Here is a 20,604-nt window from a genome sequence, read left to right as displayed (position 1 = left end):
GAGCGCGGGGCGATGGTCGACGGCCCTCCCCCTCGCCGACGGTCGCGAGCCTGGCCGACCTGGTGCCGGCGACCGTCGCGCGGCTGGCCGACCGGCCGCCGGCGGTCGCCGTCGCGCTGCGGGCCGTGCCGGCCGCCGACCAGTCGGTCTTCGACGCGCTCGGCTTGCGCCGCTACTTCGCGATCGCCGCGGTCGCGATGCTGCTCGGCATGATCGGCCTGCTGGTGACGCCGATCGTGCTCGCCGAGGAGATCGACAAGCGGACGCTCGAGGCGCTGCTGCTGGCCGCGCGCGGCAACGAGATCCTGACCGCCAAGGCGCTCGTCGGGATCATCTACGGCTCCGTCGCGACGGCGGGAACGGTGCTGCTGACCCGGCTGTCGCTGCCACGGCCGGAGCTGTTCGTGCTCGGCGCGCTCGGCCTGGCCGTCGCCCTGGTCGGCTTCGGGCTCTGGCTGGCCTACCTCTTCCGCAGCCCGGACAAGCTCAACACCTGGATGGGCCTGCTGCTGTTCCCGATCCTGACGCCGGCGTTCCTCGCCGGCGCCAACCTGCCGCCGGTCGCCGACGGCATCCTGCAGGCGCTGCCGACGACCCAGGGCATGCGGCTGCTCGTCGACGGCGCGCTCGACCACGACGTCTTCGGCAACCACCTGCTCGCCGTCGCGGTGCTCGCGGCCTGGGCCCTCGCCGGCTTCGCGCTGCTGAGCCGGATCCTGCAGCGCCGCGGCAGCTGACCGTACGCCCGCGGGGCGGCGGGTCGCGGGGCGGCGGGGCGGCGGGGCGAACGTCGCGCCCGGCCCGCCCTCACGCCCAGGATGTGGCGCACCAGCGCCCTCTTGGCGCATTGCAACCGATCCCCCGCCGCGGCCCCGGCCGTCTACAATCGCTGGACATTCTGTCCGGCCATTGTGGCCGTGCAGCCTGTCGATCAGCCGAGGAGACCACCGATGGCCACCACCGCCACGCCCAGCCGCGTCGACGTCGTCGAGGCGGATCCGACCGCCACGACCCTGGCGGCCGCCTTCCAGGCGACGGCCGCCGCCTACGCCGACCAGGTCGCGCTGCGCAACGCCGACGGCTCGCTCGAGCTGACCTTCGGCGAGTACGCCCGCCGGGTCGAGCGGATCGCCCGCGGCCTCCACGCGCTCGGGGTCCGCCGCGGCGACACGGTCGCGATCCTGCTCGTCAACCGGCCCGAGTTCCACCTGGTCGACACGGCCGCCTTCCACCTCGGCGCGACGCCGTTCTCGATCTACCAGACGCTCGCGCCCGAGCAGATCGCGCACCTGTACGAGAACGCCGACAGCGACGTCGTCGTCACCGAGCGCGTGTTCCTCGACCGCGCCCGCGCCGCGGCGGCCGGCCGCGAGCGCCCGACGACGTTCGTCACCGTCGACGGCCCGGCCGAGGGCGCGATCGCGCTCGAGGAGCTGGAGGCGCGCGAGGCGCCGGAGTTCGACTTCGCGGCGACCTGGCGCGCCGTGCGGCCCGACGACGTGCTGACGCTGATCTACACCTCGGGCACCACCGGCCCCTCGAAGGGCGTCCAGCTGACCCACGCCAACATGGTCCACCAGGTGCGGGCGATGGCCTCGGTGATGGACATCCGGCCCGGCGACCGGATCACGTCGTACCTGCCCTCCGCCCATGCCGCGGACCGCTGGTCGGCCCACTACAACAACCTGATGCTCGGGGTCCAGGTGACCTCGGTCGACGATCCGCGCGCGGTCGCCCAGGTCCTGCCCGCGCTGCGCCCGACGATCTGGGGCGGCGTCCCGCGGGTGGTCGAGAAGCTCAAGGCCGCGCTCGAGGCCGGGATCGCCGCCGAGCCCGACGAGCAGCGCCGCGCTGGCCTGCAGGCCGCGATCCGGGTCGGGATCGAGAAGGTCCGCCTGGAGCAGGCCGGGGAGCCGGTGCCGGCCGAGCTGGCCGCCCAGCACGCCGCGCTCGACGAGGCGGTGCTGTCGAAGCTGCGCCAGAAGCTGGGGCTCGACCAGGCTCGCTGGATCCTGATCGGCGCCGCTCCGCTGTCGCTCGACGTCCAGGAGTTCCTGCTCGGGATCGGCCTGCCGCTGGTCGAGCTGTACGGGATGTCCGAGGCGACCTGCGCCGCCACCGCGGTGCCGCCGGCCGAGGCCAAGATCGGCAGCGTCGGCAAGCCGATCCCCGGCGTCGAGGCCAAGCGCGCCGACGACGGCGAGCTGCTGCTGCGGGGCCCGATCGTGATGCAGGGCTACCGCAAGCAGCCCGACAAGACGGCCGAGGCGATCGACGCCGACGGCTGGCTGGCCACCGGCGACATCGTCACGATCGACGACGACGGGTCGATCCGGATCGTCGACCGCAAGAAGGAGATCATCATCAACGCGGCCGGCAAGAACATGTCGCCGGCCAACATCGAGCAGGTGCTGAAGGGCGCCAGCCCGCTGATCGGCCAGGTCGCGGTGATCGGCGACCAGCGCCGCTACAACGTCGCGCTGCTGGTGCTCGACCCCGACATGGCGGCCGTCCACGCCAGGACCCACGGCCTGGCCGACGCCTCGGTCCAGGCAGTCGCCGCCGACCCCGGCGTCCGCGCTCAGATCGCCGAGGCGGTCGAGCAGGCCAACCAGCGCCTGGCCCGCGTCGAGCAGATCAAGCGCTACGAGCTGCTGGCCGAGGAGTGGCAGCCGGGAGGCGACGAGCTGACCCCGACGATGAAGCTCAAGCGCAAGCCGATCGACGCCAAGTACGCGGCGACGATCGAGGGCCTCTACGCCGACTAGCGCGCGGAGGGTCGGGGTGGGTGGCGCCCGGTGCGCGCCCTCGATGCCGAGCCACCCCGCCCCACGCCCGCCATCCCCGACGACGAGCGACGCGAGCCGCGCACGCCCGGAAGTCCCGCCACCCGGCGGGACGCGGCAGGCCCTAGCCCCGTTCCCGCTCCTCGCGCCAGCGGTGGAACGACGGGTCGAGGAACCGGTGCAAGGCGCCCTCGGGCAGCCAGGCCAGGGTCTCCAGCTCGAGCGGGTCGAGGAAGCCGACCTGGCCGGTCTTCAGGTCCTCGATCCGCAGCCGCGGGCCGTTGCCGTCGCGGTCGACGACCAGCGAGACGGCCGCGAACTCGCTGACCAGCTCGACCGGGGTGTCGCCCGCGGCGGCCTCGCCGAGCGGCAGCGAGCGCTCGCGACGCTCGCTCATCGGCCGGGCTCCCGGCGTGCGCCACTCGCGGCCACCGGCCCGGTGATGGCGATCGCGGCGCTCATCAGATCAGGAAGGCGAGGGTGTGGAGCGGCCGGTCGTTGCCGACGATCCGGACCTTCTTGTAGGCGATCCGCAGCTCGCCCTCCGGCGTCCGGGTCAGGCGGTGCTCGTAGCGGCCCGCCCACAGCGTCACGCCGCGCTCGCGGGACTCGTAGACCAGGAAGTTCGACCCGACGGCGACGTCGTCGGGGTGCTCGGGGTCGGGATCCAGCAGCTCGACGTTGGTGATCAGGCGCCGCAGCGCCGACGGCGGCGTCTGGGCGTGGCGCTTGCCGGTGTGGAGCTGCTTGATCCGGGTCGAGATCCGCGAGCGGTTGTCGAAGATCACCGACATCTGCCGCGTCGGGTCGATGTCGTCGCCGTTGGCCGGCACCCAGTAGATCGCCTCGTCGGCCCACAGGGCCTCCCAGGCGTCGTACTCGTGCTCGTCGGCCAGCCGCGCCTCGCGGTAGAGGAACTGCTCGACCTCGCGCAGCAGCTCGGCGGCGGCGGTCGCGGTCGCGGCGGTCGCGCTCATCGGACGCTCCCGTTCGCCGTCGGGACCGCGGGCGGTGCCACCGCGCCGTCGCCGTCGCCGGCCTCCATCAGCTCCCGGTAGTGGCGCCAGATCGCGCGCTGCGGGACCTCGTCGGTCGCGTCGCCGATCGTGAAGCCGTCCCCGTCCCGGCGCTCGCGGTGGGTGCCGCGCTTGAGCACCAGCCACTCCGGGGTGCGGGCGTGGACGCCCCGCTGGTTGCGCTCGTACATCTCGGTGTCGTCGGCCAGCAGCAGGCCGGCCGGGCCGACCGAGCCGATCGTCTGCTGGAGCATCCGGCGGTTCAGCTGCGGTTCGCCCTCGTACTGGATCGCGGTCACGTGCTGGACGGTGCGATCGACCGCCAGCGGCTGGATCACGAACAGCTGGATCTCGGCGATGAAGAGGTTCGGGTAGACCATCACGTGCGGCGCGCCGTCGATCATGATCTCCCGCGCGCGCTCCGGGCCCCGGGCCGCCTGCAGGTGCTCGACGTACTCCGGCAGCCGGTCGGCGGTGGTCCCGAACCAGCCCATCGGCTCGTCGATCCGGCGGAACTCGGGGCGCAGGTCGTTCTCGGTGTGACCGCCGCCGAGATCGCGCGAGACGGCGGTCGACTTCTCGCCGTAGAGGTCGCCGATCCCGCTCTTGGCGACGCTGAAGATCGAGGCGTGGACGAACTGCGGGTGGTAGCCGTCGGTCTCGTTCTCGACCAGCATCTTCCAGTTGGCCTTGGCCTCGTGCTGCAGCCAGCCGGCGCTGATGTCGAGCTTGCCGGTCGGCGACAGCTCGACCAGGCGGTCGAAGGCGTCGGTCGCCCCGCCCAGGTGCTCCTCCAGCGTCGGGCCCTCCTCGGCGAACGAGCCGAAGACGAAGCCCTGGTAGCTGGCGACCCGCGCGACCCGGCCGAGGCCCAGGTTCCTCTTCTCCTCGGTCCCGCCGTAGCCGGAGTTGAAGGGGTAGCCCAGCAGCTTGCCGGTGTTCGAGAACGTCCACCCGTGGTACGGGCAGCGGAACGCGCTGGAGTTGCCCTTGGCCGCGTCGCAGACCAGGTTCGCCCGGTGGGTGCAGCGGTTGAGCAGCAGGTGGATCTCGCCCTGCTTGTCGCGGCTCATGATGATCGGCTGCGGGCCGATCGACTTGACCACGTAGTCGTTGGGCTGCGGGACCTCGCTCTCGTGGCCCACGTAGACCCACGTCCGGTACCAGATCCGCTCCATCTCGGCGTCGAAGATCGCCGGGTCGGTGTAGAGCGATCCGTGGACCCGGTCGGGCTCGATCAGGGCGTCCCAGGCGGCGCTGTCGGCCGGCACGGTGGTCGGGGTCATCGGTCGGTTCCTCGTCGTGGTGCGGATCAGGAGGGGATGGGCGCGGGGACGCCGCCGAGCAGCTCGTCGACCACGGCCTTGGCGGTCTCGGCGCAGGACTGGGTCCCGCCGCTGCCGTAGTCGCGGACGCCGTCGCCGACGTTGAAGAGGTTGTCCAGCGGCGTCTCGCGCGGGAGCTCGTAGCCGGAGACGGCCCGCTGCGCCGGCCAGTCGCCGCGCATCACGCGGACGTCGATCACCCGCGTCTCGGGGTCGTTCATCACCGGGAACGTGTCGCGCAGCTCCTGCAGCGACAGCTCGAGCTCGCGCTCGGCGTCGAAGTCGCCGACGGCCGGGATCGGGACCGCGTAGGCGACGGTCAGGTGCCAGCCCTCGGGCGCCAGCTCGGGGCAGGTCGCGGTCATGTTGCCGAGGTTGCAGACCCGGTCGGTGTCCGAGCAGAGCAGCAGCCCCGGGGCGTCGATCAGCGGCTCGCGGCTGGCGACGTGGATGATGATGTTGGCGCTCGGGTTGGAGCGCTCGCGGATCCGGGCGACGTACTCGGCGCCGAGCGCCTGCTCGCCGACCAGGTCGATCGTCGCGACCGGGCCGACGTTCGAGATCACCGCGCCGACGGTCACCTGCACCGCCTCCCCCGCGCGCGAGATCGTCGCTCCGGTGACGCGGCCGTCCTCGACCTGCAGGGCGGTCACCTCGCTCCGCAGCCACAGCTCGCCGCCGGCCTCGACGGCCGCGTCGGAGAGCGCGCGGGTGACGCCGATCGTGCCCTCGGGGTGGAAGCCGAAGTGCTTGAAGGCGCCCTTCTGGGTGAAGTAGGTCAGGAACGCCTTGGCCGGGATCTCGTCGGCGTTGACCGCGAAGATCGCCGCCGAGAGGTTGCGGAAGAGCCGGTGGACGGTCGCGTTCGAGGTCGCGCCGCCGACCCACTCGGCCAGGGTCACCTGCTCCTCGGGCAGCTCGCCCTTGCGGGCGCCGCCGAGCTTCTGCAGGACGCCGGCGCCCTTCTTCGTCATCTGGTCGATCAGGAACTTCCAGCCGCCCTTGGCCGGGTTGACCGTCTTGCCCTTGACCTGGAACAGGTTCGCCGGCTGCGGGTCGCGGAGCGCGAAGCGCTCGCCGATCCCGAGGTCGACGAAGGTCTGCTCCATCGTCCCGCCGTACTCGATCGCGACCGCGCCGGTGTTGACCTTGAAGCCGTCGACGTCGAAGGTCGACGCGCGGCCGCCGACGCGGTCCAGCCGCTCGACCAGCAGCGGGCGCTGACCGGCGTGGGCCAGCCGGGCGGCGGCGCAGACGCCGCCCATCCCGGCGCCGATGACGAGGACGTCGTAGTGGTCGGGTGCGCTGTTCACGGACGGCTCCTTGACTGCTCCGGTCGAACGACCGCAGTATCGCACAGTCTGTCCAGACAATGTGACCCGATACCGCGCCGGCTCCCGCGCGGCCGGCTCAGAGCCCGTAGCTCTTGCCGATGATGTCCCGCTGGATCTCGTTGGTGCCGCCGTAGATCGTCGAGGCGAGCGCGATCCGCACGTGGCGCTCCATCCCGTACTCGTTGGCGTAGCCGTAGCCGCCCATCATCTGCATCCCGTCGAGCGCGACCCGCTTGGCGGTCTCGGTCACCTTGACCTTCAGCATCGAGGCCTCGCGCGGGCTGACCCGGCGCGGGTCCGCCTCCAGCCGCCGCGCCATCTCGTGGAGCAGGATCCGCGACGACTCGACCTCGATCGCCAGGTCGGCGAAGCGGTGCCGGAGCGCCTGGAAGCTGCCGACCGGACGGCCGAACTGCTCGCGCTCGCGGATGTAGTCGAGCGTGTCCTCGAGCGCCCGCCGGGCATGGCCGACGAAGATCGCCGCCAGCAGGATCCGCTCGCGGTTGAGGCCGCCCATCAGCTGCTTCCAGCCGCCGCCCTCGGTGCCGATCAGGCGGTCCTCGGGGACGAAGACGTCGGTGTAGAAGACGTCGTTGGTCTCGCGGCCGCCCATCGTCGGGATGTGGCGGATGTCGATCCCGGGCCCGGCCAGGTCGACGTCGAGCATGCTGATGCCCTCGTGCTTGGCGCCGCTGTCGTCGGTGCGGACCATCAGCATCACGCGGTCGGCGAAGTGGGCGTTCGAGGACCAGGTCTTCTGGCCGTTGACCAGGTAGCCGCCGGAGATCTTCTGGGCCCGGCAGCGCAGCGCGCCGAGGTCCGATCCGGCCTCCGGCTCCGACATCCCGATCGCCAGCACCTCGCCGCGGCAGACGCGCCCGAGCACGTCGTGCTTCAGCTCCTCGCTGCCGTGGCGCTCGATCGCCTCGGCGGCGACCAGGGTCGTCGAGATCCCCATGATCGGCAGCTGGCCGTAGAACGCCTCCTCGAGGAACAGGCAGACGTCGACGATCGTCCCGCCCCCGCCGCCGTGCTCCTCGGGCAGCCCGATCCCGACGAACCCGAGCTCGGCCAGCGAGCGGTAGAGCGGACCGTTGTGCTGCTCGACGCCGTCCTCGGTCAGCGCGGCGCGCTGCTCCGGCGTGCCGGCCTCGCGGGCGGCGATGTCGCGGATCGTCTCGACCAGGACGCGGCGCTCGTCGCTGAGGTCGACGAGGTCCGAGGCGGTGGAGGTGGTGCTCATGGGATCGGGGCTCCGACGGTGCTGTTGCGGGTTCTGTGGGTTGGGGCCGGTCAGCCGGCCATGCCGAGCTGCAGGCCGCCGCTGACGTTGAGGACCTGGCCGTGGACGTAGTCCGAGCCGGGCGAGCAGAGGTAGTAGATGCCGCGGGCCGCCTCGTCGGCGGTCGCCGAGCGGCCGAGCGCGGTCGCCGCCTCGGCTCCCTGGCGGGCCGCCGCCGGGATCCCGAGCTTGATCGTGCGGCCGCCCGACTCGACCTCGCCGGCGTCCTCGGCGGTCGCCGTCAGGCGGGTGTCGATGAAGCCGAAGGCGACCGCGTTGACGTTGATCTTGAGCGCGCCCCACTCCTTGGCCAGCGCGCGGGTCAGGCCGACCGCGCCGCCCTTGGCGCTGGCGTAGGCGACCTGGCCGGCGTTGCCCATCACCCCGGCCAGCGAGACGACGTTGACGACCTTGCGGAAGACCTCCCGGCCGGCGGCCCGCTCGCTCTTGGCCGGCTCGCGCAGGTGCGGGGCGGCGGCGCGCAGGATCCGGAACGGGACCACCGTGTGGATGTCGAGCATCGCCTGGAACTGCTCGTCGCTGACCTTGTGGATCGGGCCGTCCCAGGCGTAGCCGGCGTTGTTGACGACGATGTCCAGCCGCCCCCAGGCGTCGACCGCCGCGGCGACGACGGCGTCGGGCTCGCCGGGCGCGGTCAGGTCGCCCGAGCGCACGACCGCGGGACCGGGGAGCGCGGCGGCGACGGCGGCCGCGGCGTCGCCGTCGACGTCGCTCAGCAGGACGCGGGCGCCCGCGGCGCTGAGCTTGCGGGCGACCTGCTCGCCGATGCCGCGACCGGCTCCGGTGACGATCGCGACCCTGTCGTCCAGTTCGCCCACTGCGCTGCTCCTTCGATCGATTCGCGCGTCGGGGCGAATCGTACAGTCTGTCCAGTCATTCTGCCCAGTCGACCTGCGGCGCAGCCCCGCGCGACGCCGCGGCAACCACGCGCCCGGCACCCCGCACCACCACCCCCACCGACCATCGTCCGGACATGGTGTCCGGACGAGACGCCGCAGTCGCTGCGCCACCGCGATTGCTGGCACGATGGCCCTCCCGCGCCTGTCATACACTCCGTCCGGTCGCACCATGCCGTCGATCACCCGCACCACACAAGCCGCTCGCGCCAAGCGCCGCGAGGAGATCCGCGGCCGACTGCTGCAGGCCGTCGAGCAGTGCCTGGAGTCGGAGACCTACACCGACGTCAGCATCGAGCGGCTGGTGCGCCAGGCCGGGATCGCCCGCTCGACCTTCTACGTCTACTTCGAGGACAAGGGCGACCTGCTGCGGGCGCTCGCCGAGGACGTGATCGTCGCGATCATCGAGTCGGCGGGCTACTGGTGGGCGCTGCCGCCGGACGCCACCAAGGACGACCTGCGCGAGGCGATGGAGCGGATCGCCGACACCTACCGCACCCACCGCGTGGTGATGTCGGCGGTCGTCGAGGCGACCGCCTACGACGAGCGGATCGCCGAGCAGTTCGCGGTCCTGCTGGAGCGGACGATCTCCGAGGTCGCCGCGCACATCGCCGACGGCCAGCGGCGCGGCTTCGCCCACGACGACATCGACGCCCAGCAGACCGCGCTCTGGATCACCTGGATGACCGAGCGGGGGCTCTTCCAGCTGATCACGCCGGCGGGAGCGGTCGAGACCGAGCGGCTGATGCAGGCGCTGACCGACATCGTCTGGAGCACCCTCTACGCGCGGACCCGCTCGTGAGCACCCGCGCCGACCGCCGGGTCCAGCTGGCCGAGCGGCTGCGGGTCGCCGTCACCGCCCTGCTCGACGAGGGCGAGAGCTACGCCGCGATCAGCATCGAGCGGCTGATGGCCGAGGCCGGGCTCTCGCGCTCGACCTTCTACGCCTACTTCACCGACAAGGGCGACCTGCTGCGCGAGTGGTCGGTCCGCGCGACCGAGGACACCCGCCAGGCCGCCGCCCGCTGGTGGGGGCTCGACACCGAGCTCACGCGCGAGGCGCTGACGGCGGCGCTGCTGCACGTGATGCGCGAGTACCGGCCGCACGCCCGCGTGATGGCCTCGGTCTACGACGCGGCCGGCTACGACAGCGAGCTGCGCGACGAGGTCGCGTCGATCATGCGCGAGCACGTCGGCAGCCTCGAGGAGCACATCCGCCGCGGCCAGGTCGAGGGCTGGGTCGCCCCCGACCTGCTCCCCCACGAGACGGCGGCCTGGCTGATCTGGATGGCGGAGCGGGTCGAGCACCAGGTGATCGCCCGCTCCGGGGACGGCGACCTCGACCAGCTCGTGGTCGGCTTCGCGGACGTGGTCTGGAACACGCTCTACGCGCTCGCCCCGGCCGCGCGCTGAGCCGCGACGGCAGGCCCGGCCCCCGCGGATCCCCCGTTCCGGCCGGCCATCCGGCGGCCCCCTCACGCCCCTCCGACAATTTCACGCATGGTGTCCGGACATCGTGTACATTCTGCCTGGGCCCAGCGCCGGACCGCTCCGCGATCCGTGCTCGCCCCTTCGGGCGCTGGGGACGGAGGAGGAGCGATCTTGGCGATGACAGACGAACCACCGGGGAGCGCCGCGCTGATGACGCTCGACCCCGACCGCTCGCCGCTGGCCCGCCTGCGCGAGCGGCTGGAGCGCGCCGTCCGCCATCCGTCCTCGGCGGTCTCGCGCCTGAGCTACGCCCGCACCAGCGTCGCGTTCGGCCTCGTCGGCGAGCCGAGCACGGTCACCGCCCTGCTCGACCGCAACCCGCCGGAGATCGTGGCCGACGCCTCGGCCGAGGTCCGGATCGACCTGACCCGCGAGCAGCTGGCCCGCTTCGAGGTCGGCGAGCTGGCGATGCCGCAGGCGGTCGTGACCGGCGCCGTCGCCGCCCACGGGCCGGTCCGCAAGTACCTCGAGGTCGACGCGATCCTGCGCGGCCTGCTCGCCGCCTGCGACGGCCGCGAGCCGCAGGACGGCCACCGCAGCGATCCGGCCGCGGCCGGGTCGATCCCCTTCGCCGAGGCCGACGCCGACCTGATGGCGATCCGGACCACCGGCCTGCGCAAGGCCTTCGGCCGCAACGAGATCCTGGCCGGCGTCGACCTGGCGATCCCCGAGGGCGTGATCTCGGTGATCCTCGGCCCGTCGGGGACCGGCAAGAGCGTGATGCTGCAGCACATCATCGGCCTGATGAGCCCGGACGCCGGCGACGTGCTGATCCGCGGCCGGCCGCTCAGCCGGATGAGCCGCTCCGAGGTCCTCGCGCTGCGGCGCGAGATCGGCGTGATGTTCCAGGACGGCGCGCTCTTCAGCGCGATGAACGTCTACGACAACGTCGCCTTCCCGCTGCGCCAGCACACCGACCTCAACGACCGCGAGGTCCGCGAGGTCGTGATGGACCACCTCGACGCGGTCGGCCTGGCGACCGCCACCCACCGGATGCCGAACGAGCTGTCCGGCGGCATGCGCAAGCGCGCCGGGCTGGCGCGGGCGCTGGCGCTGAACCCCGGGATCCTGCTCTGCGACGAGCCCGACTCCGGGCTCGACCCGGTGCGCACCGCCCTGCTCGGCGACCTGCTGGTCGAGCAGCACTCCCAGTACGGCGGCACGATGGTGGTCGTGACCCACAACGTCGCGCTGGCCAAGCGGATCGCCGACCACATGTCGGTGCTCTGGCGGGGGCGGGTGCTCGAGGCGGGGATGGCGAGCGACGTGCTGGCCTCCGACAGCGCCTTCATCCAGCAGTTCCTGGCCGGCGGCTCGGTCGGGCCGCTCGGCATGGATGCCTGATCCGACCCGATCGCGGCGGCGGTCCCGCCTATGCTGGGACCGCCGATGAACGCCGATCGCTCCGCTGCGCCGGCCGACGGGCCGCCGCTGGCCCACCTCGCGCGGCTGCGCCGGCTGCCGGCCGTCCACCGCCGGCTGCGCGACTGCACCGGCGTCGGCGAGCTGCTCGCCGCCGGCGCCCAGGCCGCGCGCGAGGAGTGCGGCTTCGACCGGGCGCTGGTGCTGGGGCTCGACGGCGACCGCCTGCGGGCCGGCGCGACCGGGGTCCTCGCCGACCCGGCCAGCGACGAGCTGCGGCGGCTGGCGCTCGCCAACCCGGTGACGCTCGAGCCCGGGTCGCCCGAGGCCGAGCTGGTCCGCCGCCCCGAGGCCGACGTCGCGACCGGCGATCGCCCGAGCCCGCTGGCCGCGGCGCTCGGCCTGCGGGCGTTCGCGCTCGGCGTGATCCAGCCCGAGGCCCGGGTGCTCGCGCTGCTGGTGGTCGACCGGCCCGAGCCGGCGATCGGCCCGCTCGACCGGGCCCAGGTCAGCTCGTTCGCCGCGATGCTGGCGGTGGCGCTGGAGCGGGTGGTGCTGCGGGCCCGGATCGACGAGCTCTCGCGCGAGCTGCGCCACCTGACCTCGTCGACCCAGGCCCTGATCGGCGAGGTCAACGACGCCCCGATCTCGATCCCGACCGGCCACGGCTACGGCTCGGCCTTCCCCCGCGTCGACGTGATCGACCCGGTCGCGAGCGCCGACGGCCCGCTGTCGCTGCTGAGCCCGCGCGAGGTCCAGGTCGCGTCGCTGCTGGTCGAGGGCCGCTCCAACCGCGAGATCGCCGCCCAGCTGATGCTGTCGCCGGAGACGGTCAAGGACCACGTCAGCCGGCTGCTGCGCAAGCTGCGGGCCGGCAACCGGGTCGAGGCGGTGTCGCGGTTCCTGGCGCTGACCGGCGAGGACGCCGCGGCCGCCGGGCGCAGCCGCCGCGGCCGCTGATCTCGGCGGGCGGCGGCGCTCAGCAGTCCTCGTGGATCCGCGGGTAGACGAAGCCCGACTCGCGCAGCTCCTTGGGCCCGTGGATGCCCTTGCCCTTGTACGGCTGGCCCTGCTCGCCCGGCTTCGGGTACGGGTTCCAGTTCAGCGGCAGCAGCTTCTCCAGCAGGCCCTTGTGGATCGCGGAGTAGAGGAACTTGCTGACGTCCTCGGGCAGGCCGACGAGGGTGTTGTCGGTGACCACCGGGACCAGCCGGATCGTGTGGCCGATCGCGTCGTAGGCGTTGGACGCCGAGCCGAGGCCGATCAGGGTCGAGATCACGTCCTGCGTGTACGGCTTGGCGTAGCGCAGCATCGGGTTGACCTGGCAGAGCACCTGGTCGACCTTCGGCAGCGCCCTGGTCGCCGGGCCGGCCGCGCGCTCGAGCGACGCCAGCGTCCCCGTCAGCGGCTCGGCGGCCCCGTCGACCTCGCGCAGGATCGAGCGCCCCTCCTGGGCGGCCGGGCGCAGGGCGGCGACCGCCGGGCGGACCTCGGTGACGGCCTTGGTCAGGTTCTCGACCACCGGGGTCGCGCGGTCGGAGACGTCGGCGACGGTGCCGGTCGTCCGCCGCACGCGATCGAGCGTCGCGGGCAGCTCGGCGAGCGTCCGCCGGACGGCGTCGTCGCGGCGGGCGACGGCGGTGAACGCGGTCCGGCCCTGGCGCGCGATCAGGCGGATCGCGTCGCCGCGGTCGCCGACGGCGGCGCTCAGGTCCCCGAGCTGCTCGACCAGGCGGCTGATCTGCTGGCGGTCGCCGGCGAGGGTGCTGACGACGTCGGAGCCCGTGTCGAGCGCCCGCGACGCGTTCGCGACCAGGCCGTTGAGCCGCTCCCCGCGGCGAGCCAGCGAGTAGCCGAGGCCGCTGACGATCTTGCGGGCCTGCTTGCGGGTCCGACCCTGCAGGACCGACGCGATCTGGTCGACGTCGACGTACTCGGCGGCCTGGCGCATCGGCAGCAGGTCGCCGGACGCGAGCGTCGCCTTCGCGTCGCCGGGCTCGATCGAGACGTAGTTCTCGCCGACCGCGGTCCGGGCGCGCATCCGCACGACCGAGTCCTGCGGCACCGGCGTGACCCGCTCGTCGGTGATCTCCATCGACACGACCGCGCCGAGGCCCTGGCGCCGGACGCCGGTCACCGTGCCGACCTTGACGCCGGCCATCGTCACCCGCGAGCCGCTGGTCAGCGACGACGCCGTCGGCACCAGCGCCCGCAGCTCGTAGGGCTTCGAGGTGCTCGGCAGGCCGCCGCCGACGCCGACGAAGAAGAGCAGGAAGGCGACCGCGATCGCCGTCGCCAGCAGGGCCGTCGCGACGTGCCCGCGGAACCCGAGGATCGGGCCTCTCATGCGTCCTCCCCCATCGTCAGCTGCCGTCCTTGGCCGTCGGCGGCCGTCCGGGGATCGGGGCGCCGGGCGTGCAGGCCTTGGGCGCGAACTCGAACGGCGTCGGCAGGATCCCGTTGGTGTTCAGGCCGACGACGAGGTTGCCGCGCGGGACCGACCCGCGCGAGTCGCCGAACTTGCTCATCGACGCGTTCCACTGGAAGAAGCCCTGGACGCCCTTGCGGCAGCCGGCGAGGGCCTTGACGGTGTGCTCGATCGCCGGCACCTGGGGCCGCAGCGCGGTGACCGCGGCGCTGGCGTCCGACGACAGCGGCGGCAGCGCGTCGGCCAGCGGCAGCAGCCGCCCGACCGGGCGCTCGAGCGCCCGCACCGCCGGCGCCGCGCTCGCGTTCAGCCGCCGCAGGTCGTCGAGCGACCCGGGCAGCCGGCGGGCGACCGGGCGCAGCGAGCGGACCGCGCCGTCGACGTCGCCGAGCACGCCGCGCAGGGCCGCGAACGACGTGTCGACGTCGCCGAGCGTCGGCGGCAGCCCGCGCAGGACCGCGTCGAGGTCGGCGGAGCGCTCGGCGAGCGCCGTCATCGTGCTGCTGCCGGAGCGGATCAGGCGCCGCAGCTCGGTCTCGCGGGTGCCCAGCTCGGCGGTCAGCAGCGAGCTGTTGCGGACCAGCCGCTGGACCATCGGCCGGCGGTCGGCCAGCTGCTGGGTGATGTCGCCCGCGACCCGCAGCACCGGCACCAGCTCGGCGAACGCGGTCCGCAGACGGGCGCCGCGATCCTCCAGGCCGTTGCCGAGGTTGTCCAGCAGCGCCGCCATCCGGGTCCGCTCGTCGGCCTGGAAGACGTTCAGGACCTCGTCGACGTTGACCGGGGTCGTCGTCCGGTCGCGCCGCAGCGGCCGCTGCCCGTCGACGACGCCGGCGGCCGGCGTCCCGCGGTCGACGATGTCGACGAACATGTCCTGCAGCGCGGTGTTCGGCCGCAGCATCGCCCGCGCGTCCTGGTAGATCCGCCCGTACTTCTTCTGGATCCGGGCGGTCAGGACGGGCTGGTCGTGGACCATCTCGACCTTGGTGATGCTGCCGGCGGGGATCCCGCGGAAGCGGACGTCGTCGGCGTTGACGACCACGCCGCGGGCGTCCCGGACCTCGATCCGGACCTCGTAGGTGTCGGCCAGCAGCGTGCGGCTGACCTGGCTGACGATGTAGCCGCCGGCGGCGATGAAGATCGCGATCCCGAGCAGCACGACCAGCGACGGGCGCGCCGCGCGGCGGACCTCCAGCTGCAGGCGGGCGCGGTTGATCCGCCCGCTGATCCGGTCCCGGACCTCGATCATCGTCCCGTCCCCGGGTTGTCCGACGAGCCGGCCGGCGGCTTGGTCGGGTCGTAGGACAGGACCCGGTTGAGGATCTCCTGCAGCGACTGGCACTCCAGGAGCTTCTTTGCGTCGGGGTTGCCGATCATCAGCTGGCAGGGCAGGTAGAGGAAGTTGTTGCCGGTCGTGAGCGGGAAGCGGATGAAGCGGCCGTTGCCGTCCTCCTGGCCGGCCGCCCCCGAGCCGACGCCGACGAACGTCGGGCCGATCATCTGCGCGGCGGTGTGCTGCGTCTCGGGGTCGACCTCGTTGAGGTACGGCAGGATCGTCTTGTCGACCCGGTCGATGCTCGGCTGCAGCTGGTTCAGCAGCGGGACGCCGTCGCGGGCGGTCCGGGCCAGCGAGGTCGACGCCGGCCGCAGCGCGCGGACCAGCGGCACGGCCCGGTGGACCAGGCGGTCGGCGCGCTCGACGGTCGGCCGCAGCGCGCGGACGGTCGGGGCGACGTCGCCGGCCCCGAGGTGGAGCTCGTCGAGCAGCGGGTCGGCGGTCCGCAGCGTCCGGTCCAGCCGGGCGAGCGTGACGTCGGTCTGCCGCAGCGTGCCCGGCGCGCGGGCCAGCGTCGAGCGCAGGTCGGCCTGGCGGCCGGCGACCGTCTCGAGCGTCCGCGCGCCGGCCGCGACCAGCGTCCGCAGCTCGTCGGGCGACTGGTCGAGCGCGCGCACGGTGCTGCGGGCGTTGCGGACCAGCTCCGGCAGGTCGCGGCCCGGCTCGACGCCGCGCAGCGCGCTGATGCCGCGGCGGATCGACGGCGAGACGTCGGCCAGGCGGTCGACCGCGCGTCCCGGCGAGTCGGTGTCGGTGAAGGTCGTCGCCAGCTCGTGGCCGAGCGTCTGGAGCCCGGTCTTCGAGCGCTTCTGGACGATCGAGGTGATCTGCTCCAGCTCGACCTGGTTGGAGCTGTGCGAGGCGCGGATGCCGCCCGGTCCGAGCGGGCCCGCCGAGGCGCTGCCGCGGTCGAGGTCGACGAAGAACGCCGCGCCCAGCAGCGTCTTGAAGCGGATCGCGGCGCGGGCGTCGGCGTAGACCGGCCCGGCGTCGCCGTCGAGCGCCAGCGACGCCGTCGCCGAGCGGGCGCCCGGGTCGCGCTCGATCTTCGAGACGCGGCCGACGTCGATGCCCTGGATCCGGACCTTGTTGCCGACGTGCAGCTGCTGCGCGTCGGCCAGCTGGACCCGGATCGTGGCCCGTCCCCCGCCCTGCTGCAGGCGGTTGAGCGTGCCCGAGAAGGCGAGCAGCAGCAGCAGCGCGACGATCCCGATCGTGGTCGCGCCGAGCGCGACGGTGCGGTTGCGCCGCAGGAACTGGACGGGCGCGCTCATCGGGCCTTCCTCCGCAGCAGACCGTGGACCGAGATCGCGGGGTAGGTGCCCCCGAGGTACTTGCACGGCTTCGGGTAGCCGTCCTTGATCAGGAAGCCGGTCGGGTCGCTGACGCCGATCGACTCGGTCCCGGGCGAGATGATCGCCTGCAGGCGGAAGGCCATCGGCGGACCGGCGGGCCCCTGGCCCATGCCGCCGTAGCCGGTCATGCTCCGGAAGACCGTCCCGAGGTTGATGATGTCGCAGCCGTAGCGGCCGATCCGCCGGACCATCGGCAGCGCGTCGCCGAGCGCCCCGTCGAGTCGCGGCAGCAGCGGGTTCAGGGCCGTCGTCACGTCGATCGCGGCCGGGACGGCCGGCTTCGCGGCGTCGAGCAGGATCGAGGCCTTGCGCAGCGGCCGCGGGCTCTCGCGCAGCAGCGCCGTGGTCGCCCGCAGGCCGCGGGGCGCGTCCGGCAGGGTGCCGTGGGCGGCGACGGTCAGGCGGCGGGCGGCCGACAGCAGGCGGGTGCCGCGCTGCAGCCCGTGGGTGGCCGCGGTCAGCGTCGCCGGGGCCTGGTCGAGCGTCCGCTGGAGCGCGTCACGGCGATCGACGAGCGGCATCAGCGCGTCCCCGGTCGGCCGCAGCAGCGCCACGACGTCGTCGCGGGACTCGTCGAGCGGGGTCATCAGCCGGTCGAGCGAGGGCAGCAGCCGGGAGACCGCCCCGGGCCGCGCCAGCGCCGTCCGGACCAGCTGCTGGAACCCGGGCTGGGCGTCGCCGAAGGCCGGCAGCATCCGGTTGACGTCGCGGCCGCGGCCGGCCAGGCCCTTGCCCAGCTCGCGGACGGTGACGCCGAGCGCGCCGCGGGTCTCGCGGTCGAAGGTGTCCAGCGCCTCGGGCACGCCGTAGGTGATCGTGTCGTCGCCGCCGCGGATCGTCGCGTCGGCCCGCAGCATCCGGTCGCTGCGACCGGGCAGCAGCTGGACGTAGCGGGCGCCGAGCAGGCCGTTGGCGCGGATCCGCACCCGGGTGTCGGCCGGCAGCTGGATCCCGTCCTCGAGCTGCAGCTCCAGCCGGGCGCCGCCGTCGGGGGCGGTCTCGCGCCGCTGGACCTGGCCGACGCGGACGCCGCCGATCCGGACCGCGTCGTGCGGCAGCAGGTTGCCGATCTGGGGCGCCGAGACGTAGATCGTGGTGTAGGAGCGCCCCGGCACGCCGTTGTAGGCGCTGAGCGCGATCCAGGCCAGGAGGCCCGCGATCGCCAGCACCAGCCCGCCGCGCAGCAGCACGCGGTGGGGCGCGTCGGGGTTGCGGCGACGGACCGCGGGGCGGCGGCCGCTGTTCGACGGACGGGTCATGGTCCGAGCAGGGCCTCCAGCCCGCGGGTCGCGGCGCGCGCGGCGGCCGAGCGATCGGAGCGCGAGGTCGGGGTCGAGGTCGGGGTCGGGGTCGTGCCGCGGCGCGCGCGGGCGCCGCCCTCCAGCTCCTGGTCGAGCGGGACCGCGGTGCTGCCGCCGGTCTGCTTCGCGGCCAGCGCGCCGAAGCGGTCCAGCACGCTGGTCAGCGTGTTGAGCGTGACCGACGCCTCGCCGCGGAAGACGTGCGAGAGGCCGTCGCGGAACTGGATCGCGCGGGCCCAGTTCTCGACCGTCGCGACCAGGTTGTTGGCGCTGTGGAGCAGCGTGTCGCTGACCGGCGTCAGGGCCGTCGCGACCGCCGACAGCGCCTTCAGCGTCGGCATCGCCCGCGTCAGCACCGGCGTCGCCGAGTCGCCCAGGCGGGTCAGGTCGGGCGCGACCGCGGTGGCGCGGCGCAGGACCGGGTCGGCCGCCTTCCGGAAGTCCTCGACGCGGTCGAGCGTCGCCTGCAGCTCGGGGGCGACCGCGGTGATGTCGCGGGCGGCGGGGCCGAGCGGCACGGTGGTCGTGCGCAGCTCGCCGAGGAACCGCCGCAGCGCGGCCAGGGTCGCCGGCGCGGCGGCCAGCGACCGCTGCAGGCTCGCGCGCCGCTGCTCGACCGACTCGGCGGCGCGGCCGGCGACGTCGACGACCCGCGAGAGCTCGCGCCGGTCGCCGGCGAGCGCGCCGACGAAGCGGTCGCTGCGGGTCACCAGGTCGGCCAGCACGCGGTTGTCGCCGACCAGCTCGTTGAGCAGCCGCTTGGCGCTGACGAGCGATCCCGGCAGCTCGCCGACGACCTTGCTGAAGTCCTCGCGGCGGCCGGTGAAGGCGGCGCCGGCCTCGTTGATCAGGACCGACAGCCGGGTCCGGGTGTCGTCGTCGAGGGTCGCGAGGACCTGGTCGAGGTCGGTCGAGACGGTGATGTTGCGGGCCGGGACCAGGTAGCCGGAGGGCGCGGGCTCGCCGCCCTCCCCCCGCGTCAGCTCGACGCGCTTCTGGCCGAGCAGGTTGACGGCGGCGATCGCGACCTGGGCGTCCTTGGCGACCGGGGCCGCCTTGCGCTCCAGCTTCAGCTCCGCCTCGACGCGATCGCCGCGGCCGAGGTGCAGCGAGACGGTGCCGACCGGCACGCCGCCGCTGACGACCTGCGAGCCGTCGCGCAGCCCGGCCGCGTTGTCCAGCTGCAGCCGCAGGCGGTAGTCGCCCCGCTGGTCGTCGCCGGAGCTGGCCACCGCGGTGACGGCCAGGACCAGGACGAGCAGCAGCACCGCCGCCGCGATCACGCGTGCGCGGCTCATCGGCCGGACCGCATGTCGGGGACGTTCTGGATGTTCGACAGCGGGTTGCGCAGGCGCGACTCCGGGTCCTTGGCCGGGTCCATGACCTCGGGACCGATCCCGCACTCGGGCAGGAACCACGGCTGGTCGGCGCTGAGGCCGGGCGGCTGCGGGAAGGCGTAGGCCAGGCCCGGGTTCTGCGCCTTGGCCTGGGCCGAGTCGCGGGTGTCGACGTTGGTCTCCGCCGGCAGCAGGTTCTGGACCGTCGCCCGCAGGTACTTGTCCTTGCCGTCGGAGTTGGCCAGGAACCCGCCCCAGTTGGTGAAGAAGGCGATGATGTCGGGCGTGTAGGGCCGGATGCAACGCAGCTCGTCGACGGCCTGCTTGCCGATCGACTCGACCTGCGGCAGCACCTCGCGGCCGCGGTCGAGCAGCTTCGTCAGGTCGGGGGCCGCGGTCCGCAGGGTCGAGACGGTCTGGCGGACGTCGGGGCCGACGTCGGCGACGGTCCGCAGGACGCGGTCGAGCGGGCGGGTGATCCGGCGGACCTCGGTCACGCCGGGGGCGATCCGGTCGGTCACCGAGACGGCCGAGCGGAGCGTCGCGTCGGCCCGCCCGAGGGTCCCGCGGGCGGCGGCCAGCGTCCCCGGCATCCGCGCCAGCGTCCGCTCCAGGTCGACCGACTCGTCGCCGAGCGCGTCGAGGGTCGTGGCCGCGCCGGTCACCAGCCGCTGGATCCCGGGATCGGCCCGGTGGACCGCGTCGACGACGCTGTCGGTCGTCCGCACCAGCGCGCTGAGGCCGGCCGGGTCGCGGTCGAGGTCCTCCATCAGCCCGGCGACCCGGTCGACGGCCGCCGGCGCGCGGTCGAGCGAGCGCTTGAGGCCCTCCTGGCCCTTGGCGGCCGTCGTCCCGCCCTCGTCGAGGAACTGCTTGAGGTCGCCGCGGACGCCGGCCGGGAAGCTCGCGACCAGCTGGTCGAGCTCGACCGGGACGTGGAAGTCGCGGGCCGGGAAGCTGCCGCCCTGGGGCAGCGGCCGGCCGTGCGCCGGACGGGTCAGCGCCAGGTAGCGGTTGATGATCGAGATCGTGCCGCCCCAGCGGAGGTCGATCCGGGAGCCGGCGGGCACCGGCCAGGCGGCGTCCTCGATCTGCAGCTGCAGGCGCACCGCGCGGCCGCCGCGGACCGGCTCGGCGGTGGCGATCCGGCCGACCCGCCGGCCGGCGGCGCGGATCTCCTGGCCGGCGATCACGTTGGTCGCGTCGGGGACCGTCACCCACAGCGTGTTGCCGGGCTCGTCGCCGCCGGTGCGCAGGATCACCAGCGTCGCGAGCACGGCCAGCGCCAGCGCGCCGGCCGCGATCCGCCGGGCCGTTCGCAGCTTCGCCGTCAC

At 73.8% G+C, this 20,604-nt stretch carries 18 protein-coding genes; 6 read left to right on the top strand and 12 right to left on the bottom strand.

The features are described from left to right. Both PAI11_RS11325 and PAI11_RS11320 read left to right on the top strand, forming a co-directional pair. Positions 1-737 (top strand): ABC transporter permease (locus PAI11_RS11325; protein ID WP_138974248.1); only part of this gene is annotated, 737 nt, incomplete at its 5' end. 213 nt (positions 738-950) lie between these two features. Beyond that, complete coding sequence (locus tag PAI11_RS11320) at positions 951-2,768, top strand: AMP-dependent synthetase/ligase (RefSeq protein ID WP_007574658.1); 1,818 nt, start codon at positions 951-953, stop codon at positions 2,766-2,768. Positions 2,769-2,910: 142 nt separating this feature from the next. Here the strand turns inward: PAI11_RS11320 and PAI11_RS11315 are convergent, their stop codons facing one another. The 6 genes from PAI11_RS11315 to PAI11_RS11290 form a co-directional block, all read right to left on the bottom strand. Then, positions 2,911-3,183, bottom strand: a complete 273-nt coding sequence (locus PAI11_RS11315) for a hypothetical protein (RefSeq protein WP_007574654.1) — start codon at positions 3,181-3,183, stop codon at positions 2,911-2,913. A gap of 64 nt (positions 3,184-3,247) precedes the next feature. After that, positions 3,248-3,763 carry an aromatic-ring-hydroxylating dioxygenase subunit beta gene (locus tag PAI11_RS11310; protein ID WP_007574651.1) on the bottom strand — a complete coding sequence of 172 codons (516 nt, stop codon included), beginning with the start codon at positions 3,761-3,763 and terminating at the stop codon, positions 3,248-3,250. Next, the gene (locus PAI11_RS11305; protein WP_007574649.1) at positions 3,760-5,088 is read right to left on the bottom strand and encodes an aromatic ring-hydroxylating oxygenase subunit alpha; all 1,329 of its coding nucleotides are present in this window, start codon (positions 5,086-5,088) and stop codon (positions 3,760-3,762) included. The genes PAI11_RS11310 and PAI11_RS11305 overlap by 4 nt, the downstream gene beginning before the upstream one ends. A gap of 26 nt (positions 5,089-5,114) precedes the next feature. Continuing rightward, positions 5,115-6,440: a phytoene desaturase family protein gene (locus tag PAI11_RS11300; protein WP_007574647.1), complete on the bottom strand. Its 1,326-nt coding sequence runs from the start codon at positions 6,438-6,440 to the stop codon at positions 5,115-5,117. 97 nt (positions 6,441-6,537) lie between these two features. After that, entirely contained in the window at positions 6,538-7,704 is a 1,167-nt protein-coding gene (locus PAI11_RS11295; protein WP_007574645.1) for an acyl-CoA dehydrogenase family protein, read from the bottom strand. A 50-nt stretch (positions 7,705-7,754) separates the two neighbouring features. Further along, a complete protein-coding gene (locus PAI11_RS11290) occupies positions 7,755-8,582 on the bottom strand; it encodes an SDR family NAD(P)-dependent oxidoreductase (protein WP_007574643.1) in 828 nt (275 codons plus the stop codon). 250 nt (positions 8,583-8,832) lie between these two features. Between PAI11_RS11290 and PAI11_RS11285 the strand changes: the two genes are divergently transcribed. From PAI11_RS11285 to PAI11_RS11270, 4 genes are all read left to right on the top strand, one after another. Then, positions 8,833-9,462 (top strand): TetR/AcrR family transcriptional regulator, encoded by a 630-nt coding sequence (locus PAI11_RS11285; protein WP_040599936.1) that lies wholly within the window; start codon positions 8,833-8,835, stop codon positions 9,460-9,462. Then, positions 9,459-10,073 (top strand): TetR/AcrR family transcriptional regulator, encoded by a 615-nt coding sequence (locus tag PAI11_RS11280; protein ID WP_040599935.1) that lies wholly within the window; start codon positions 9,459-9,461, stop codon positions 10,071-10,073. Before PAI11_RS11285 ends, PAI11_RS11280 begins: the two co-directional genes overlap by 4 nt. A 195-nt stretch (positions 10,074-10,268) precedes the next feature. Then, the gene (locus tag PAI11_RS27830) at positions 10,269-11,495 is read left to right on the top strand and encodes an ABC transporter ATP-binding protein (protein WP_211656586.1); all 1,227 of its coding nucleotides are present in this window, start codon (positions 10,269-10,271) and stop codon (positions 11,493-11,495) included. A 45-nt stretch (positions 11,496-11,540) separates the two neighbouring features. Further along, a complete protein-coding gene (locus PAI11_RS11270) occupies positions 11,541-12,473 on the top strand; it encodes a helix-turn-helix transcriptional regulator (protein ID WP_007574639.1) in 933 nt (310 codons plus the stop codon). A 19-nt stretch (positions 12,474-12,492) separates the two neighbouring features. On the opposite strand, the gene PAI11_RS11265 is transcribed toward PAI11_RS11270, so the two are convergent. From PAI11_RS11265 to PAI11_RS27165, 6 genes are read right to left on the bottom strand one after another with little or no spacing between them, the layout of a single operon-like run. Continuing rightward, positions 12,493-13,860 (bottom strand): MlaD family protein, encoded by a 1,368-nt coding sequence (locus tag PAI11_RS11265; protein WP_007574637.1) that lies wholly within the window; start codon positions 13,858-13,860, stop codon positions 12,493-12,495. A 16-nt stretch (positions 13,861-13,876) separates the two neighbouring features. Beyond that, a complete protein-coding gene (locus tag PAI11_RS11260; RefSeq protein ID WP_007574635.1) occupies positions 13,877-15,190 on the bottom strand; it encodes an MlaD family protein in 1,314 nt (437 codons plus the stop codon). Continuing rightward, positions 15,187-16,551 (bottom strand): MlaD family protein, encoded by a 1,365-nt coding sequence (locus tag PAI11_RS11255; RefSeq protein WP_040599934.1) that lies wholly within the window; start codon positions 16,549-16,551, stop codon positions 15,187-15,189. The genes PAI11_RS11260 and PAI11_RS11255 overlap by 4 nt, the downstream gene beginning before the upstream one ends. After that, positions 16,548-17,891 carry an MlaD family protein gene (locus PAI11_RS11250; RefSeq protein ID WP_040599933.1) on the bottom strand — a complete coding sequence of 448 codons (1,344 nt, stop codon included), beginning with the start codon at positions 17,889-17,891 and terminating at the stop codon, positions 16,548-16,550. The genes PAI11_RS11255 and PAI11_RS11250 overlap by 4 nt, the downstream gene beginning before the upstream one ends. Next, complete coding sequence (locus PAI11_RS11245; protein WP_040599932.1) at positions 17,888-19,231, bottom strand: MlaD family protein; 1,344 nt, start codon at positions 19,229-19,231, stop codon at positions 17,888-17,890. The genes PAI11_RS11250 and PAI11_RS11245 overlap by 4 nt, the downstream gene beginning before the upstream one ends. Further along, on the bottom strand, positions 19,228-20,604 hold the full coding sequence (locus PAI11_RS27165; protein ID WP_007574631.1) for an Mce/MlaD family protein: 1,377 nt from the start codon (positions 20,602-20,604) through the stop codon (positions 19,228-19,230). Before PAI11_RS27165 ends, PAI11_RS11245 begins: the two co-directional genes overlap by 4 nt.

The sequence above is a fragment of the Patulibacter medicamentivorans genome (assembly GCF_000240225.1).
Lineage (GTDB): Bacteria > Actinomycetota > Thermoleophilia > Solirubrobacterales > Solirubrobacteraceae > Patulibacter > Patulibacter medicamentivorans.
The sequence above is the reverse complement of the archived record's forward strand: the minus strand, read 5'-3'. Positions and strand labels throughout refer to the sequence as shown.